Here is a 16,412-nt window from a genome sequence, read left to right as displayed (position 1 = left end):
ACAGGATTCCTCGATGAAGCCATTCCGACAATTCCTCGTGCGCGTCGCGGCGACGCTCGCGCTCGGTTTCTTTCCGGCGCTGCACGCGCATGCGACGTGTTCGGTCGTGAGCGCCGCTCCCGCGTCGTTCGGCACGGTCACGTCGTTCGTCGTCGCGAGCCAGCCGCAATCGACGTCGACGACGAGCAGCGGCCTGTCATGCTCGGGCGCGTTGCTCGGCCTCTTCGTGATCGGCGACCAGATCAACGCGACGATCACGTCGGCGAACGGCGGCAAGCTCGTCGGCCCGACGGGCGACGCGGTGCCATATTCGGTGTTCGCCGACCAGAACTACTCTATCAAGCTCAACCTCGGCATGACCTACAACTGGGCGAGCGGCCAACTGCTGAACCTGCTCGGGATCTTCGGCGGCCCCGCGCAGACGCTGCCGATGTATTTCCGCACGATCCAGGGCAGCAACGTCGCGGCGGGCACGTACACGGACACGCTGACGATCGCCTGGAACTGGGACTACTGCAGCGGGATCGGCGTGCTCGGCATCTGCCTCGGCCGTGACCGGGGCTCGGGCACGGCGGTCGTGCCGGTGACGATCACCGTGACGAACGACTGCGTGATCGCCGCGCCCGACGTGAACTTCGGCGCGGCGCCGACGGTTGCGAGCTTCGCGCCGGTGACGGGCAGCGTGTCGCTCACCTGCACGAAGGGGATGGTCTACACGGTGGGCCTCTCCAGCGGCGCGAATCCGCACGCGAGCGGGCGCCGGCAGATGGCGAACGGCGCGAGCCGGCTGCAGTACGACATCTTCGGCCCGGGCGGCGGCGCGGTGTGGGGGCAGTCGGCGAACCGCGCGGGCAGCGGCGCGGCGGCCGACGGCCAGTCGGCGCAGCAGTTTCCGTATACCGCGCGGCTCTATCCGGATCAGCAGACGCCCGCCGTCGGAACGTACACGGACAGCGTGGTCGTGGACGTGCGCTATTAGCCGAAAATCGGCGCTTTTCTGAAATCGTATCGGGCATGCGAATCGAATCGGATGGGAGAGAGGGAGGTGAACGAGAAAGCCGGATCAGTTTTTTCATTTTCGAACGAAGCGTGGATTTGACGAGGTGCGAAGCCCGACATGGCCAAATCGGGCGCGAGAATATCGCGATGCGCATGCGTTGATCGTCGACTTTCGCTTGCCGGCCGTCCCGCACCCGTGCGGGACGGCCGAAGCGCGGACGCCGCCGTTCGCGACTGCGCGCCATCGAATCGAAGAATCGGAGAAAGCGCACGTGCGATGGGATAAACGACCGTACCCATAAATGGAACGTCGCGAGAAAAGGATGTGCGAGTTTTTTCCGGCAACGGAAGAGATGCGTATTCTGGCGAGGTTCCATATGGGATGAGGGTATGAAAAGCGACGGCTTTTGCGGAGGCAAATTCTGTCGACGCATACTGGTGTGCATCTCCGCTGCGGCGCTCGCGTTCCTGACGCTGCCGCAGGTCGCCAATCGAATGCAGGAGAGCATGCTGATCGCGACCGAGCCCTGCAAGTGGACGCATGTGCACCCGTTGCTGTGGGGCAGCCACGTGCTCGTCGCGCTGTTGAGCTACGGATGGGCGCATCGCGATCTGAAGCGGCTGCAGGCGGCGCTCAGAGCGAGCCGGGGCTCGCTCGCGACCGCGAGCCATGAGTTGCGCGCGCCCGTGAACGGCATGCTCGCGCTCGTCGAGCTGGTGAAAGAGGGGCTGCTCGCGCCGGAGCAGCAGCGGCTGCTGAGTCTCGTGCAGGACTCGGGGCAGTCGCTCGCGCGCGTGCTGAACGACATTCTCGATCACGCGAGCATCGAGGCGGGGCAATTCGCGATCGAGAAGACGCGCGTCGACGTGCGCGAGCTTGTCGACAGCGTGAGCGCGATGCTCGCGGTGCACGCGCATCGCAAGGGTTTGCGGATCCGGCTGCACGTCGATGCCAACGTGCCGGCCGCGGTGCTGACGGACGGCAATCGGCTGCGGCAGATTCTCGTCAACCTGATCGGCAACGGCATCAAGTACACGGAGCACGGCAGCGTGTCGGTGCGCGTGCGCGCGGCGGACGACGTCGACGGTTCGGTCGAGATCGTCGCGACGGTCGTCGACACGGGGATCGGCATTGCCGCCGACGAGTTGACGCGACTCTTCACGCCGTTCGTGCGCGCGGCGCGCGGCGCGCGGCGCACGGAATCGGGAACGGGGCTCGGGCTTGCGATCGCGCGCAAGCTCGCGCGATTGCTGGGAGGGGACGTGACGTTGACGAGTGATGAAGGCAGGGGAACGACGGCGACCGCGCGCATCCGCTGCGCGGTCGCGGCGCGCGGCTACGCGCCTGATGCGCTTGCGGGGCGGGTCGTGTCGATCGACGTCGGCGACGCCGCGCTCGCGGCGACGCTTGCCGCCTACGCGCGCACGGCGGGCGTGCGGGTGGCCGCGCGCGGCGCGGCCCACGTCGATGCGGTGCTGTGCGACGACGCGCGCGTCGATGCGTCGCGGCCGCAGGTCGGCTGGGTCGGCGTGACCGATGTGCCGGAGCCCGCGGGCTGGACCGACGACGGCTCGCACGTGCGCCTGAGCGGCAATCCGCTCGGCTGGCGCGCGTTCGTCGACAGCCTGCGCGCCGCGCTCGATGCGCGCGACGCGACGTGCGCGCGCGCGGCGGCGGAGGGCAAGTCGCGCGCGTATCGCGTGCTCGTCGTCGACGATCAGGAGATGAACCGCATCGTGCTGCGCTATCAGCTCGATGCGCTCGGCCACCGCGCGCGCTTCAGCGCGAGCGGCGACGAAGCGTTGCGCGCGCTCGAGACGGGCGCGTTCGACGTCGTGCTCACCGACTGTCGGATGCCGGGCATGGACGGCGTCGCGCTGACGGCGGCGATCCGCGCGCATCCGGATGCGCGCGTGCGCGCGACGCCCGTCGTCGGCGTGACGGCGCTCGTGTCGGATGCCGAATGCGCGCGCTGCGTCGCGGCCGGCATGACGTTCTGCATCGGCAAGCCGACGACGCTCGATGCGCTCGAGCGCGTGCTCGTCGATGCGATCGAGCCCGCGCCCGCGCTACGCTTCGATCCGTCGCGCATCGACGCGGCGCGCCTGCTCGCGGGCTTCGGCGCGTCGTCCGAGCACGGCGGGGCGCGCGACGCGATCCTGGGCGCGTGCCGCCGCGCGCTCGAGCGCGACCGGGACACGCTGATGCGCGATCTGCGCGACGGCCTCTCCGCTCGCGAGCTGCGCACGTGGTGTCACACGGCGCGCGGCACGTACAGCCTGTTCGGGCAGGCGCACGTCGATGCGTTGCTCGACGAATTCCACCATCTGCTGACGGCGGGCGACGCGCGCGCGATTCGCGGCGCAGTCCGGGAAATCCTCGCGATGGTGAATCATTTGCTGCGTTGCGTTGCGCATCCGGCGCAATCGCGCGATCGCGGCGATCCAAAAGGAGGAAGGTAAATGAGCGTTCAAGTGTTGATCGCGGACGACCATCCGCTCGTGCTGTTGGGCGTGCGTCACATGCTGGCTGGCATGGGCGACGTGTCGATCGTCGGCGAGGCGCATGATCCGGCGGGGCTGCTCGCGTTGCTCGCGACCACGCCGTGCGACATCGTCATCACCGATTTCGCGATGCCCGACCAGCGGGCCGCCGACGGCCTCGCGATGCTGACCGCGATCCGCGACGGCCATCCTTCGGTGCGCGTGATCGTGCTGACGATGCTCGACAATCCGGTGTTGATGCACACGATGCGCCAGGCGGGCGCGCTCGCGGTGCTGAGCAAGCGCGGCGACCTCGACGAACTGCCGCGCGCGGTCGGCGCGGTGTGCCAGGGCCGGCCGTTCGTCGGCACGCACGCGGGCGCGGCGAGCGGGCTCGCGATGCGCGCGACGGATGCGCCGCCGCAACTGAGCCCGCGCGAGATCGAGGTCGTGCGGCTGTGCGCGACCGGGATGACGATGACCGACATCGCGAACCGCTATGGCCGCAGCATTAAGACGGTCAGCACGCACAAGCACAACGCGATGGGCAAGCTCGGGCTGAAATCCGACGTCGATCTGTTCATGTACGCGACGGAGAACGGGCTCGTGTGACGCGCATCGGCGGGGCGCGTGCGGCGGCCGCACGATTCGCGAATCAGTCGATCAGATTCGGAATCCGTACGTTCGGATCGACGTGCTCATCGTAATCGACGCCGTCGATCTCGAAGCCGAACAGGCGCAGGAATTCGTTCTTGTAGCCTGCGAAATCGGTCAGCGCATACAAGTTGTCGTCCGTCACCTGGTCCCACAGCTCGAGCACGCGCGCCTGCACGGCCGGATCGAGCTCGAACCGGTCCGCGCGCAGCCGGCCCTGGGCGTCGACGTGCGGCCGCGCGCCGTACAGGCTGTCGCGCAACAGGCCGTCGACCTGCTCGATGCAGCCTTCGTGCGTGCCGCGCGCCTTCATCACCTTGAAGAGCAGCGACAGATAGAGCGGCATCATCGGAATCGCGGAGCTCGCCTGCGTGACGACCGCCTTCAGCACCGATACGCGCGCGTCGCCGCCGCGCGCGGCGAGCTTCTCGCGCAGCGCGAGCACGGTGCGGTCGAGGTCCTTCTTCGCTTCGCCGATCGAGCCGTTCCAGTAGATGTCGTGCGTGACCTTCTCGCCGAGGTACGTGAACGCGGTCGTCTTCGCGCCGTCGGCGAGCACGCCCGCCGCGTCGAGCGCGTCGATCCACATTTGCCAGTCCTCGCCGCCCATCACGGCGACCGTGCCCGCGATCTCGTCGGGCGTCGCCGGCTGCAGCAGCGTTTCCTTGATCGCCTCGTTGTCCGTGTCGACGCCGCGCAGCCGCACTGCGTGGCCGATCGGCTTCAACGTGGACTGAAACGTGACGCCCGTCTTCGGATGCGTCCTGCGCGGCGCGGCGACGCTGTAGACGACGAGATCGACCTGCCCGAGATCGCGCTTGATCGCGTCGATCGTCTTCTGCTTGATCGCGTCGGAGAACGCGTCGCCGTTGATGCTCGCCGCGTAGAGGCCGCGCGCGGCGGCTTCGTCGTGGAATGCCGCGCTGTTGTACCAGCCCGCCGTGCCGGGCTTCGCGTCAAGCGGCGCGCGCTCGAAGAACACGCCGAGCGTCGCCGCGCCCGCGCCGAACGCGGCCGCGATGCGCGCGGCGAGCCCATAGCCCGTCGACGCGCCGATCACGAGCACCTTCCTCGGGCCGTGCTTGAGCGGCCCACGGCGGGCGACGTACGCGATCTGCTCGCGGACGCTCGCCGCGCAGCCGGCGGGGTGGGTGGTGACGCAGATGAAGCCGCGTACGCGCGGTTTGATGATCATGGCGGTCTCGCTCTGAGTGCGGGGCGGTCAAAAAAGGCAGTGCGCATTCTAAACGAGGCGCGCGCGGGCCGTCCGTTCGCAGGGGCGGCCGGCCGGATGCTCGCGATCGATAAAAAAAGGGCGGCCGAAGCCGCCCGAAGAAGCGATGGTGCGTTCGTGAATCGGCCCGGCGCTCAGTTGCCCGTCGACAGCGTGAGCGCGTTCGTCAGGTCGCCCATCGGCTTGAAGCCGTTCGCGACGAGCGCGTCGTCGCGCTGCTTGAGGCCCGCGAGCTTCGGCAGCGAGAAGCGGCGCGTGATGAAGCGCAGGATCGACGCGGTGTCGTACTGCGTGTGGTCGACGAAGCCCTGCTTCGCGAACGGCGAGATGACGAACGCCGGAATGCGTGTGCCCGGGCCCCAGCGGTCGCCCTTCGGCGGCGCGACGTGATCCCAGAAGCCGCCGTTCTCGTCATACGTGACGATCACGACCATGTTGTTCCACTGCGGGCTCTTCTGCAGGTGCGCGATCACGTCCGCGATGTGCTGGTCGCCCGAGGCGACGTCCGTGTAGCCCGGGTGCTCGTTCAGGTTGCCCTGCGGCTTGTAGAACGTGACCTGCGGCAGCTTGCCCGCGTCGATCGCCTGGATGAGGGCGGCGCCGTTCGTGCCGGCGTCGAGCAGGTGCTGCGCGCGGTTCGCGCTGCCGGGCGCCTGGTTCGCGTAGTAGTTGAACGGCTGGTGGTGCGGCTGGAAGTTCGGCGATGTCATGTTCGGGCCGTAGATCACGCCCGACGTGCCGCTTTGCGCGGCCTGCAGCGCCGCGCCCCACGCGCCGCCGTACCATGCCCACGAGACGCCCGCGCTCGTCAGCAGATCGCCGACGTTCTGCTGCGTCTGCGGCGGCAGCGTCGACGGGTTCGACGGATCGGCGAGGTTCGGATCGCCGCCCGCCGCCGCCGCGTTGCCGCTCGGCTGGTACGGCGGCTGCATCGTGTTGACCGCGTAGAAATCCGGCGTGAGGCCGCCCGACTTCACGAACTTCGGCGGGCCCGACAGCGCGGATGCAGGCGAGTTCGACGCGGTCGTGAGCGTCACGCCGTCCGGATTGACGACCGAGATCTGGCTCGCCGCCGGGCTCTTGTCGGCGTTCGGATAGATCGGCGCGCACGCGCAGATCAGGTACTGGTGGTTCAGGAACGAGCCGCCGAACGCGCCCATGAAGAAGTTGTCGGCGAGCGTGTATTGCTGTGCGAGCTTCCAGAGCGGCAGCTTCGACGGATCGGCGGTGTAGTGGCCCATCACGAGGCCGCCCGCATCCGACCAGGCGGCGTACCGGTCGTTCTTGCCGCCGTCGATCTGCATCTGGTTTTCGTAGAAACGGTGAACGAGGTCGCGCGTCGTCACGCTCATCGGCGTGTTGAAGCCGTTCGGATCGTCGATCGCGAAGGGCGCGTTCGGCAGGTTCGCCGTCATCGCCTCCGTCACCGCGGGCGTCACGCCAGCCGCGGTCAGGCCGGACCAGATCTTCGGCAGCGTCGCGAGCGGCGTGCCGTCGCGGTCGACCTGCTTCGCGCTCGCGGCCGTCACGTTCTGCAGGCCGTTCGCGCCCGGGAAGTTGCCATACAGGTTGTCGAAGCTGCGGTTTTCCGCGTAGATCACGACGACGTTCTTGACTGCCGACAGGCCGGGCGACGTGACGTCGTCCCCGCCGCACGCGGTGAGGCCGATCGCGGCCGCGAGCGCGATCGGCGTCACGCGAATCCAATGCTTGTTCATCCGTTATCTCTCTTGTCGCACGAGGTATGTGGGTATCGAGGGGCCGGCCGATTGCGTCGCGCGAAGTGACGCGTCGTGTGAATGTCCATTGACAGCCGGTTGCGCGGATTGTGTAAGGAACGTTTGACAGCAACATGTTGTAACGCTTTCGTTAAGCTGTCGGTCATCCGTCATCGAACTGTCATGCGTGTGACATACGCTCGCGCCTTTCTCACTCGACACCGCCGGATCGATGATGCGCCGCCCGCTGCGACACGCTTTCCCGAATCGTTCGACTTTCTTCATGCCGCGCGCGCTTGGCGCAACTGCTGCCGCGATCGCGCTCGCGGCGGGCGTCGCCGCCTGCGACGCGAACGGGCGGGCCGCGACGTCCGCGCCCGCCGCCGCGCCTGCCGCGCAGTCGAGCGCGCCCGCCGTCGTCGACAATCAGCCGCAGACGCGCGCGCAGGTATACGAGGCGGTGAAGCAGATGACGGCGCTCGGCCGGCAACTGTTCTTCGATCCGTCGCTGTCGGGCAGCGGCAAGCTCGCGTGCGCGTCGTGCCACAGCCCGCAGCACGCGTTCGGGCCGCCGAACGCGCTGCCCGCGCAATTCGGCGGCGACGATCTGCGCCAGCAGGGCTTTCGCGCGGTGCCGACGCTCAAGTACCTGCAGAAGGTGCCTGCGTTCAGCGAGCACTATCACGAATCGGACGACGAGGGCGACGAGAGCGTCGACGCCGGCCCGACGGGCGGCCTCACGTGGGACGGCCGCGTCGACGGCGGCGCGGAGCAGGCGCGCACGCCGCTCACGTCGCCGTTCGAGATGAACGGCACGCCCGCGAAGGTTGCGCGCGCGGTGCGGGCCGCGCCATACGCCGGCGCGTTTCGCGCGGCGTTCGGCGCGCACGTGCTCGACGACGATCGCGCGACGTTCGAGGCGGTGTTGCAGGCGCTCGGCACGTTCGAGCAGACGCCCGACGTGTTCTATCCGTACACGAGCAAGTACGACGCGTATCTGGCGGGCCGCGCGCAACTGACGAGCGCCGAGCTGCACGGGCTGCAGGTCTTCAACGACGAGAGGAAGGGCAACTGCGCGAGCTGCCACGTGAGCCGGCGCGGGCTCGACGGCACGCCGCCGCAGTTCGGCGATTTCGGCCTCATCGCGATCGGCGTGCCGCGCAACCGCGAGCTCGCGGTGAACCGGAATCCGAATTTCCACGACCTCGGCGCATGCGGGCCCGAGCGTCAGGACCTGAAGGGGCGCGACGAGTTCTGCGGGCTGTTCCGCACGCCGACGCTGCGCAACGTCGCGCTGAAGAAGACGTTCTTCCACAACGGCATCTATCACTCGCTCGACGACGTGCTGCGCTTCTACGCCGAGCGCGATACGCATCCGGAGAAGTTCTATCCGGTGAAGCACGGCGTCGTCCAGAAGTTCGACGACTTGCCGAAGCGCTACTGGAAGAACCTGAACGACGAGCCGCCGTTCGACCGCAAGCGCGGCGATCCGCCTGCGATGACCGATGCGGAGATCAAGGACGTGATCGCGTTCCTCGGCACGCTCACCGACGGCTACGATCCGCGCGCGAAACCGGCGAGCGGCAATCGCTGAAGACGCCCGCGCGCACGGACGGCCCGGCGCGGCCGCCGCGCGTCATTCGCGCAGCGCGTCGGCAACGCACGCGGCGCGCGCCGCCGCGTGGCTCGCGCGCCGCGTGCGCGCGACGCAGTCCGCATACGACGCGACATATCGCTCGAACATCCGGCGCGCATCGTCGGTCGACGCGTCGACCATTCGCGCGACGAGCGCGCGCGAGCCCACTTCGAAGTGCTGATAGTCGATCGGATCGTCCCAATAGCCGCCCCAGCGCAGGAAGCCGTTGTCCGCGAACACGTCGACAACGCGCTCCGCCATGCCCGGGCGCGCCGGCTTGCCCGGCCGCTCGTCGAGCCGGTTCATCGACGCCTTCGCGGCCGTCGCGGGCAGCACGCGCGCGGTGCCGTCGCTGTCGAACGATACGTACGGGTTCTGCACGGGATTGATGTCGATCGCGACGCCGTACGCATGCATCGACCATTCGCTGCGGCCCGTCTTGCGCCGCGAATTGAACGCCGACGTGTTGTCGTCGCGCATCGACGCATCGTCGTCGCCGCGATAGCGCTCGATCGGCACCGCCTTGCTCAACGGAAAACGCATTCGGCATAGCGTGCCGAAAATCGTCTGCACGCGCTCGGCGAGCGCATCGAGCACGACGATTTCACCTTTTTGAATCCGGCCGTCGAAATTCACGTAATCGAACGACACGTTTCTCAATCGCTCGCATTGAACCGGCGAATCGTCGTGGATGACGGATTTGGCATGCATATTCGCGCATTGCTCGGCCGTGATTCGATTGATTTCCGCCTGCGCATTCGATGCGCCGAAAATCGAGAGCAGCATGAAAAGCCCCGTGCTATGCTGCGCGCACTGCCGAATCGGCGCGAATGTTCGCGGCAGAAGTCGCATATCGGTCACTCGTTTGGCGAATTCGATGAATTGGCATTCTGAGTGAATGAATGCGCGTGAAGTTCCGGAGTGCCGATGAACCGAAAGCCGATCGGGACGCCGGATGGCGAATGAAACGACGTGAATGCCGCGGGAATGCGCGCGGCAAGGATTCGGTGAAGATGCGCAAGAGAAGCTTGGTTCATTTCCCCGTCGCGCTGGCGGTGACGGCGGTGCTCGGCGCGTGCTCGGGCGACGACGACGCGACGATCGAGTCACGCGCGGACGCGATCGTCGAGCGGATGACGACCCGGCAGAAGGTCGGCCAGAAGCTGATGATGGCGTTCCGCTACTGGTGCCCGGACGGACAGCCGGCCTGCACGGCCGGCATGACCGATTTTCCCGACGCCGCGCGCGACGCGCTGCGCGAGAACGGCATCGGCGGCGTGATCCTGTTCTCGAACAACCTGACGGGCATCGAGCAGACGCGCCGGCTGATCGACGGCATCCGGGCCGCGCCCGCGGCCGATAGTCCGCTCGGCCTCCTGATCGGCATCGATGAGGAGGGCGGCAACGTGTTCCGCCTGCCGCGCGCCGAGGCGACCGCGTTCGCCGGCAACATGGCGCTCGGCGCGGCGTACGAAGCGACGAAGGACGACCGGCTCGCATACGACATGGGCCGCGTGCTCGCGGCGGAGATCGCGGCGGTCGGCTTCAACGTGAATTTCGCGCCGGACGTCGACGTCAACAGCAATCCGCTCAATCCGGTCATCAACGTGCGCGCGTTCGGCGACGACCCGGCGACGATCGGCCTGCTCGGCCGGCGCATGGCGCAGGGGATGAAGAGCGAGCGCGTGATCGGCACGTTCAAGCATTTTCCGGGGCACGGCGATACGGACACCGATTCGCACTACGGATTGCCCGTCGTGATCAAGTCGCGCGCCGACGCCTACGCGATCGATCTCGCGCCGTACCGGCAGGCGATCGAATCGGGCGAGGCGCCGGACATGATCATGACCGCGCACATCCAGTATCCGTCGCTCGACGACACGCGCGTCGCGACGCGCACGGGCGAGCAGATGATCGCGCCCGCGACGATGTCGCGGCGCATCCAGCACGACATCCTGCGCGGCGAGTTCGGCTACCGGGGCGTGACGATCACCGACGCGCTAGACATGAAGGGCATCGCCGATTTCTTCGACGAGGACGACGCGGTCGTCAAGGTGTTCCAGGCGGACGTGGACATCGCGCTGATGCCCGTCGAATTCCGCACGGCGGCCGACGCCGGCCGGCTGACGGCGCTCGTCGATCGCGTCGCGGCGGCCGTCGATTCGGGCCGCATCGACCGCGCCGAATTCGACCGCTCGGTGCGCCGGATCGTGCTGACGAAGCTGCGCCACGGCATCGTTGCGGCCGACCACGGCCGGCCGGCCGACGAACTGGCGTCGATCGGCGGGCCCGCGCACCGCGCGGTCGAGCGCGACATCGCGCGCAAGTCGATCACGGTGCTGCGCAACGAGCGCGGCACGCTGCCGCTCAAGGCGGCCGGCCGGCGGATCTTCATCCTGACGCCGTGGGGCGAGCAGGCGGAGGCGATGCGGCGGCGCTTCGTCGAGCTCGGCCATTCGCTCGTCACGGGCGCGAAGCTGGGCGAGATCGCATGGCCCGAGCAGCAGCAGGCGATCGATGCGGCCGACATCGTGATCGTCGGCACGCTGTCGACGGGCGTCACGCCCGTCGAGCACAACGGAGACCCGAGCGCGCGCGTGAGCCCGCCCGCGCCGTCGGCCGCGCTGATGCGGCAGGCCGCGCCCGCGAACGGCGAGGAGGAAGGCTCGGTGATCTTCGATCACGTCGAGCGTGCGGACGCGGCGACGGACGTCCGCGCGCGCCGAAGCGCGCTCGCCGCGGCCGCGGCGCCGAGCGAGGCGCAGCAGATGCGCGACGCGATGGACTACGCGAAGGCGCGGCGCAAGACCGTGATCCACGTGACGATGCGCGCGCCGTATGACACGATCAGCTACGACGACGTGGCGGACGCGACGCTCGCGACGTATGCGTACTACGGCTACGAAGGCGGATGGCGCGGCCCGTCGCTGCCCGCGGCCGTCGACGCGATGCTGGGCGTCGAGCGGCCGGTCGGCAGGCTGCCGGTCGCGATCCACGCGCTGAACGCGGACGGATCGACGGGGCCGCTGCGCTATCCGCGCGGCTTCGGGCTGCAATACTGACGCCGAGCGCCGCCGGCGCGACCGATCGCCGCGCCTCGTCTGCCGGCGCGTCGCGATTTCGTCGCCGAAGTCCGCGAGACACGCCGTACCGTTGCACGATCGGTTTCAAATACCGTTCGTTGCAGTTATCCTTGAGCGCTCTCCCGGCGCGTGATCGAAGCCGTGCGCCGGGACATTCGATCGCTTCCAAAGGAGGACAACATGACGATGCGAGCTCGTGTCTCGATCCTGTCGCGCGCGCTGGCGGGCGCCGCATGTGCGGCCGCGGCGCTTGCCGCGCATGCGCAGAACAACCTGAGCTTCCTGAACGACACGCCGATCAGCTATTTCAGCAAGGCGGACACCGCGTCGCTCGCGAAGGCCGTGCAGAAGGTTCGCGACGAGGGCAAGGATGGCGAGACCGTCGACTGGGTCAACAACGGCCGCGGCACGAAGCTCGCGGCGAAGCTCACGCCGACCACGACCGAGCAGGAAGGCCGCACGTGCCGCGAGGTCAGGACCGAGGTCGAGGCGAAGGGGCAGTCGATGACGCTGCGGCCGCTCTATTGCAAGACCGCGGCCGGCAAATGGCAACTGCAGAAGCGCTGACGCGGGCGTGACGCGCGGATGAGCGCGATGAAGCCCGGCCGCACTCGCGCGCGCACGGTGTCGTGCGGCGTCGTGCTGCTCGATTCCGCTGGCCGCGTGCTGCTCGCGCACGCGACCGACACGACGCACTGGGACATCCCGAAAGGGCAGGGCGAGCCGGGCGAGACCGCGCGGCAGGCGGCGCTGCGCGAGCTCGTCGAGGAGACGGGCATCGTGCTCGATCCCGCCCGGCTCGTCGATCTGGGCCTCTTCGCCTATCGGCACGACAAGGACCTGCACCTGTTCGCCGCGCGCGCCGCCGCCGGCGAGACGGATCTGTCGCGCTGCACGTGCACGTCGATGTTCCCGAGCCGGCGGGACGGCACGATGATTCCCGAAATGGACGCGTTCCGCTGGACGGAGCCCGCCGACGTCGACGCGTATGCGAGCCGCAGCCTCGCGCGGCTCTTCGGCACGACGCTGTCGCTCGCGGAACTGCACCGGACGCTGCCGGGCTGAATGCGGCGATGCGCGATGGCGCGCCCGCGGCGGTCAGGCCGGCTTGCCCCAGCTATCGCGCAGGCCGACGATCCGGTTGAACACCGGCTGGCCGGGCTTCGAGTCGACGCGATCGGCGACGAAGTAGCCGTGCCGCTCGAACTGATAGCGCGCTTCCGGCAGCGCGTCGCGCGCGCCCGGCTCGAGATAGGCGTGGACGATCTTCTTCGAATCCGGATTCAGCGCGTCGAGGAAGTCGCGGCCGCCCGCGTCCGGATGCGGCTCCTTGAACAGGCGATCGTAGATCCGCACTTCGGCCGGGCACGCGTGGGCCGCGCTCACCCAGTGGATGTTGCCCTTCACCTTGTAGTTGTTCGCGCCGTCGGTGCCCGACTTGCTGTCCGGGTAGTAGTTGCAGTGGACGGCGATCACGTTGCCGTGCTCGTCCTTGTCGGCGCCCGTGCATTCGATCACGTAGCCGTAGCGCAGCCGCACCTTGTTGCCCGGGAACAGCCGGAAATAGCCCTTCGGCGGGTTCTCGTTGAAATCCTCGCGCTCGATCCACAGCTCGCGCGAGATCGGGAACGTGCGCTGGCCGCGCTCCGGATGGTGCGGGTGCACGGGCGCCGTGCATTCCTCGGTCTGGCCTACCGGATAGTTGTCGATGACGAGCTTGAGCGGATCGAGCACGGCGACCGTGCGCGGCGCCTTGTCGTCGAGGTCGTCGCGCAGCGCGCCTTCGAACACGCTCATGTCGATCCACGAATCGACCTTCGTCACGCCGATCCGCTCGCAGAAGAGCTGGATGCTCTCCGGCGTGAAGCCGCGGCGGCGCACGCCGACGATCGTCGGCATCCGCGGATCGTCCCAGCCGTCGACGTGGCCTTCCGTCACGAGCTGCAGCAATTTGCGCTTGCTCGTGATCGCATAGGTGAGGTTCAGGCGCGAGAATTCGATTTGCTGCGGCAGCGGCCGCGCGAACACGCCGGCGTCGGCGAGCTCGTTGAGCACCCAGTCGTAGAGCGGGCGGTGATCCTCGAATTCGAGCGTGCACAGCGAATGCGTGATGCCCTCGAGCGCGTCCGAGATGCAGTGCGTGTAGTCGTACATCGGGTACACGCACCACTTGTCGCCCGTCCGGTAGTGATGCGCGTAGCGGATCCGGTAGATCACCGGGTCGCGCATGTTCATGTTCGGCGAGCTCATGTCGATCTTCGCACGCAGCACGTGCTCGCCTTCGCCGAACTCGCCCGCCTTCATCCGGCGGAACAGGTCGAGGCTTTCGTCGGGCGCGCGGTCGCGGAACGGCGACGGCGTGCCCGGCTCGGTCAGCGAGCCGCGGTTCGTGCGCATCTCGTCGGCGCTCTGGCTGTCGACGTATGCGTTGCCGCGCTCGATCAGCAGCTCGGCGAATTCATAGAGCTTGTCGTAGTAGTCGCTCGCGAAATACTGATGGGCGACGCCGTCCTTCTGCCAGTCGAAGCCGAGCCAGCGCACCGCGTCGACGATCGAGTTCGCGTACTCGACGCTTTCCTTTTCCGGGTTCGTGTCGTCGAAGCGCAGGTGGCACACGCCGCCGTAGGCGCGCGCGACGCCGAAGTTCAGGCAGATGCTCTTCGCATGGCCGATGTGCAGATAGCCGTTCGGCTCGGGCGGAAAGCGCGTTTCGACACGGCCGCTCCATTTGCCCGTGCGGTTGTCGTCGTCGATGATGTTGCGGATGAAATTGGATGGCGCGGTGGCGTCGTTGCGATCGGTGCTCATGCGGAACAGGAAAGAAAAGGGGAGGGGGCGCGTGCCGCGCCGCCCGAATTCGTCAATTCTACCTGACGGACGACCGTCCTGAGGAGCGCCGCCCCTTGCGGCGGGCGGTGCGGCGCGTTTTTCCGGCATTTGTGCGGCATGTGTTGCCGCTGTAACGGGAGGTAAATCGCCTTGCCGGCCCGATTGCGCTTTTTTAAGATGCGCTCACCCGGATTCTTGCCCGGATTTCATGCCGCCGCGCCGTGCCATGCGCGGCAACGCTCTCGAAGACTGCATCATGATGATGAAGAAGACCCGCTTTCTCGTTCGCACCACCGTCATCGCCGTCGCGCTCGCCAGCCTCAGCGCGTGCGCGATGACCCATACGCAGCGCAACGCCGGCATCGGCGCGGCGGCGGGCGGCGCGCTCGGCTACCTGATCACGGGCGGGCCGATCGGCACGGTCGCGGGTGCGGCGGCAGGCGGCCTCGTCGGCGCCGGCGTGCGCTGAAGCGGCGCGTCGGTTGCGTTTTCGCCGCTCCGCCGCTTCACTGCTTCGCCGTTCGCTGCGTCCTTTGCGAACCTGACTCGTCATTCCGTCCGCTACGGCCGGGCAGCGGGGCGCGCCACAGGCGCGCCCCGTTTCGTTTTACGGCAGGGCGTGTTCGTCCGGCCGCCTGCTTCGCGGCGGGGCGCTCGCCGTCGCGTCGGCGTCCTCGCGAGCCGGGTTTCAGGACGTTGCGTTTTGGGTGCATGACGGTCCTGAGTGCGTTCGAGCGTCTTGATGCCTTGACTCCCTTGGTGCCCTCCGCGCGTTCGGGCGAGCGCTGAAGAATCAGCCGTTCGGGTAGGCCGCCGCGATCAGGTTCGCGCGCAGTGTCGCGAGCTGCGCATACATGTCGTGGACGAGGTAGAGGTCGCGGCGGCGCGTCCAGGCCTGGCCGGACTGCGGATCGTACAGCGTCGGCAGCGGGACTTCCGCGGCCGCGGCCGCCTTCATGCCGCGCGCCCGCGAGGTCTGGATGCAGCGCTTCGCATGATCGCGGTGGCCGACGACCGCGACGTTGCCCATCGCCGCGCCGCTTCCTTCCAGCGCGACGATCGCGGCGGCGACGCCGTCGGTGCTCAGGTACGTGATCGAGCCGTTCGCGGCGACGACGGGCTCGATCGAGCGGACGTCGGCCATCTGATACTTCGACGCGAGAAAGCGCGCGATTTCCCACTGCGCGTAGACCTTGACGGGCTTCAACTGGCGAATCCGGTAGACCGCATCCGCGAGCGCCTCGTTGACGGGGCCGGGGTCGGGCAGCGCGGTCTGGTTCGTGCCGTTCGTCGGCGTGTTGCCGCTCGCCGCGTTCGCGCGGTTGCCGAAGCTGTATGCGACGATGCGGTCGATCTGCGCGGCGGCGATCGTCGGCAGATCCCACGTGAAGCCGACGTCCATCAGGTACGGCTCGACGGCGGCGGCGGTCGACGCGTCGTTCAGCTCGGCCGTCAGCTTGCCGATCATCTGGCGCGCGAGCTCGGCATCGCCGATCGCGGGCTCGGCGATGCTGTCGTTGCACGCGGTGAGGACTGCGCTGACGAGCGGCAGCGTCGCGGCGGCGGATGTGGACAGCAGGAACTTGCGACGTGACGGCATGCACAACCTCGGCGGAAAAAGCGGGAAAGCCCACTTTGTACCGTTTGGTGATGACAGCGCGATGTCGTCGCGCGTTCGCGCGACAGGCTGCGGATCGCCGGATCGGCGAAGAGGGCGCCGCGGGGCGCCGCGACAACCTCGGCACGGCAAGCGGACGTGCGGCCGAACGCAGCCG

16 protein-coding genes are annotated in these 16,412 nt (G+C 68.2%); 9 read left to right on the top strand and 7 right to left on the bottom strand.

The features are described from left to right. The first annotated feature begins 13 nt into the window (after positions 1–13). Positions 14–979: a spore coat U domain-containing protein gene (locus WT16_RS01915; RefSeq protein WP_006026436.1), complete on the top strand. Its 966-nt coding sequence runs from the start codon at positions 14–16 to the stop codon at positions 977–979. Here WT16_RS01915 and WT16_RS34715 read toward each other — a convergent pair. Further along, the gene (locus WT16_RS34715; RefSeq protein ID WP_230479289.1) at positions 976–1,482 is read right to left on the bottom strand and encodes a hypothetical protein; all 507 of its coding nucleotides are present in this window, start codon (positions 1,480–1,482) and stop codon (positions 976–978) included. The two genes, WT16_RS01915 and WT16_RS34715, sit on opposite strands and share 4 nt — an antisense overlap. Between WT16_RS34715 and WT16_RS01910 the strand changes: the two genes are divergently transcribed. Further along, positions 1,390–3,462, top strand: coding sequence for an ATP-binding protein (locus tag WT16_RS01910; RefSeq protein WP_059929372.1), 2,073 nt, complete (start codon positions 1,390–1,392; stop codon positions 3,460–3,462). The genes WT16_RS34715 and WT16_RS01910 overlap by 93 nt on opposite strands. Continuing rightward, a complete protein-coding gene (locus tag WT16_RS01905) occupies positions 3,463–4,095 on the top strand; it encodes a response regulator transcription factor (protein ID WP_009912761.1) in 633 nt (210 codons plus the stop codon). Positions 4,096–4,138: 43 nt separating this feature from the next. On the opposite strand, the gene fabV is transcribed toward WT16_RS01905, so the two are convergent. Both fabV and WT16_RS01895 read right to left on the bottom strand, forming a co-directional pair. Next, on the bottom strand, positions 4,139–5,332 hold the full coding sequence (fabV, locus tag WT16_RS01900; RefSeq protein WP_063532591.1) for an enoyl-ACP reductase FabV: 1,194 nt from the start codon (positions 5,330–5,332) through the stop codon (positions 4,139–4,141). A gap of 173 nt (positions 5,333–5,505) precedes the next feature. Next, positions 5,506–7,089, bottom strand: a complete 1,584-nt coding sequence (locus tag WT16_RS01895; RefSeq protein ID WP_059929368.1) for an acid phosphatase — start codon at positions 7,087–7,089, stop codon at positions 5,506–5,508. Between the two features lie 232 nt (positions 7,090–7,321). Here WT16_RS01895 and WT16_RS01890 point away from each other — a divergent pair, with 232 nt between their 5' ends. Next, positions 7,322–8,683, top strand: coding sequence for a cytochrome c peroxidase (locus WT16_RS01890; RefSeq protein WP_063532590.1), 1,362 nt, complete (start codon positions 7,322–7,324; stop codon positions 8,681–8,683). A 42-nt stretch (positions 8,684–8,725) separates the two neighbouring features. Here WT16_RS01890 and WT16_RS01885 read toward each other — a convergent pair whose 3' ends face one another. Then, positions 8,726–9,511: a M15 family metallopeptidase gene (locus WT16_RS01885; protein ID WP_015601279.1), complete on the bottom strand. Its 786-nt coding sequence runs from the start codon at positions 9,509–9,511 to the stop codon at positions 8,726–8,728. On the opposite strand from WT16_RS01885, the gene WT16_RS34710 reads away from it, so the two are divergent. Continuing rightward, on the top strand, positions 9,431–9,619 hold the full coding sequence (locus WT16_RS34710) for a hypothetical protein (protein WP_230479296.1): 189 nt from the start codon (positions 9,431–9,433) through the stop codon (positions 9,617–9,619). The two genes, WT16_RS01885 and WT16_RS34710, sit on opposite strands and share 81 nt — an antisense overlap. On the opposite strand, the gene WT16_RS35515 is transcribed toward WT16_RS34710, so the two are convergent. Beyond that, the gene (locus tag WT16_RS35515; RefSeq protein WP_075644851.1) at positions 9,583–9,762 is read right to left on the bottom strand and encodes a hypothetical protein; all 180 of its coding nucleotides are present in this window, start codon (positions 9,760–9,762) and stop codon (positions 9,583–9,585) included. The two genes, WT16_RS34710 and WT16_RS35515, sit on opposite strands and share 37 nt — an antisense overlap. On the opposite strand from WT16_RS35515, the gene WT16_RS01880 reads away from it, so the two are divergent. From WT16_RS01880 to WT16_RS01870, 3 genes are all read left to right on the top strand, one after another. Next, the gene (locus WT16_RS01880; protein WP_063532619.1) at positions 9,688–11,787 is read left to right on the top strand and encodes a glycoside hydrolase family 3 protein; all 2,100 of its coding nucleotides are present in this window, start codon (positions 9,688–9,690) and stop codon (positions 11,785–11,787) included. The two genes, WT16_RS35515 and WT16_RS01880, sit on opposite strands and share 75 nt — an antisense overlap. Before the next feature lie 201 nt (positions 11,788–11,988). Beyond that, entirely contained in the window at positions 11,989–12,375 is a 387-nt protein-coding gene (locus WT16_RS01875) for an RT0821/Lpp0805 family surface protein (protein WP_063532589.1), read from the top strand. Positions 12,376–12,393: 18 nt separating this feature from the next. Continuing rightward, positions 12,394–12,873 (top strand): NUDIX hydrolase, encoded by a 480-nt coding sequence (locus WT16_RS01870; RefSeq protein WP_041861714.1) that lies wholly within the window; start codon positions 12,394–12,396, stop codon positions 12,871–12,873. Between the two features lie 33 nt (positions 12,874–12,906). Here the strand turns inward: WT16_RS01870 and WT16_RS01865 are convergent, their stop codons facing one another. Further along, the gene (locus WT16_RS01865; protein WP_063532588.1) at positions 12,907–14,616 is read right to left on the bottom strand and encodes a glutamine--tRNA ligase/YqeY domain fusion protein; all 1,710 of its coding nucleotides are present in this window, start codon (positions 14,614–14,616) and stop codon (positions 12,907–12,909) included. 247 nt (positions 14,617–14,863) lie between these two features. Between WT16_RS01865 and WT16_RS01860 the strand changes: the two genes are divergently transcribed. Continuing rightward, positions 14,864–15,106, top strand: coding sequence for a hypothetical protein (locus tag WT16_RS01860; RefSeq protein WP_006026448.1), 243 nt, complete (start codon positions 14,864–14,866; stop codon positions 15,104–15,106). 324 nt (positions 15,107–15,430) lie between these two features. Here the strand turns inward: WT16_RS01860 and WT16_RS01855 are convergent, their stop codons facing one another. Continuing rightward, positions 15,431–16,237, bottom strand: a complete 807-nt coding sequence (locus WT16_RS01855) for a hypothetical protein (RefSeq protein ID WP_015601142.1) — start codon at positions 16,235–16,237, stop codon at positions 15,431–15,433. Positions 16,238–16,412: the final 175 nt, after the last annotated feature.

It is taken from the genome of Burkholderia sp. MSMB1589WGS (assembly GCF_001636105.1).
Classification (GTDB): domain Bacteria; phylum Pseudomonadota; class Gammaproteobacteria; order Burkholderiales; family Burkholderiaceae; genus Burkholderia; species Burkholderia humptydooensis.
Note: the sequence above shows the minus strand (reverse complement) of the source record. Positions and strands in the feature narration are given on the sequence as shown.

Excerpts from the sequence above, each read along its gene's own strand:
- WT16_RS01915 (WP_006026436.1), top strand. The coding sequence starts at position 14 with ATGAAGCCATTCCGACAATTCCTCGTGCGCGTCGCGGCGACGCTCGCG.
- WT16_RS01910 (WP_059929372.1), top strand. The coding sequence starts at position 1,390 with ATGAAAAGCGACGGCTTTTGCGGAGGCAAATTCTGTCGACGCATACTG.
- WT16_RS01905 (WP_009912761.1), top strand. The coding sequence starts at position 3,463 with ATGAGCGTTCAAGTGTTGATCGCGGACGACCATCCGCTCGTGCTGTTG.
- fabV (WP_063532591.1), bottom strand. The coding sequence starts at position 5,332 with ATGATCATCAAACCGCGCGTACGCGGCTTCATCTGCGTCACCACCCAC.
- WT16_RS01895 (WP_059929368.1), bottom strand. The coding sequence starts at position 7,089 with ATGAACAAGCATTGGATTCGCGTGACGCCGATCGCGCTCGCGGCCGCG.
- WT16_RS01890 (WP_063532590.1), top strand. The coding sequence starts at position 7,322 with ATGATGCGCCGCCCGCTGCGACACGCTTTCCCGAATCGTTCGACTTTC.
- WT16_RS34710 (WP_230479296.1), top strand. The coding sequence starts at position 9,431 with ATGCATATTCGCGCATTGCTCGGCCGTGATTCGATTGATTTCCGCCTG.
- WT16_RS01885 (WP_015601279.1), bottom strand. The coding sequence starts at position 9,511 with ATGCTGCTCTCGATTTTCGGCGCATCGAATGCGCAGGCGGAAATCAAT.
- WT16_RS01880 (WP_063532619.1), top strand. The coding sequence starts at position 9,688 with ATGAAACGACGTGAATGCCGCGGGAATGCGCGCGGCAAGGATTCGGTG.
- WT16_RS35515 (WP_075644851.1), bottom strand. The coding sequence starts at position 9,762 with ATGAACCAAGCTTCTCTTGCGCATCTTCACCGAATCCTTGCCGCGCGC.
- WT16_RS01875 (WP_063532589.1), top strand. The coding sequence starts at position 11,989 with ATGACGATGCGAGCTCGTGTCTCGATCCTGTCGCGCGCGCTGGCGGGC.
- WT16_RS01870 (WP_041861714.1), top strand. The coding sequence starts at position 12,394 with ATGAGCGCGATGAAGCCCGGCCGCACTCGCGCGCGCACGGTGTCGTGC.
- WT16_RS01865 (WP_063532588.1), bottom strand. The coding sequence starts at position 14,616 with ATGAGCACCGATCGCAACGACGCCACCGCGCCATCCAATTTCATCCGC.
- WT16_RS01860 (WP_006026448.1), top strand. The coding sequence starts at position 14,864 with ATGCGCGGCAACGCTCTCGAAGACTGCATCATGATGATGAAGAAGACC.
- WT16_RS01855 (WP_015601142.1), bottom strand. The coding sequence starts at position 16,237 with ATGCCGTCACGTCGCAAGTTCCTGCTGTCCACATCCGCCGCCGCGACG.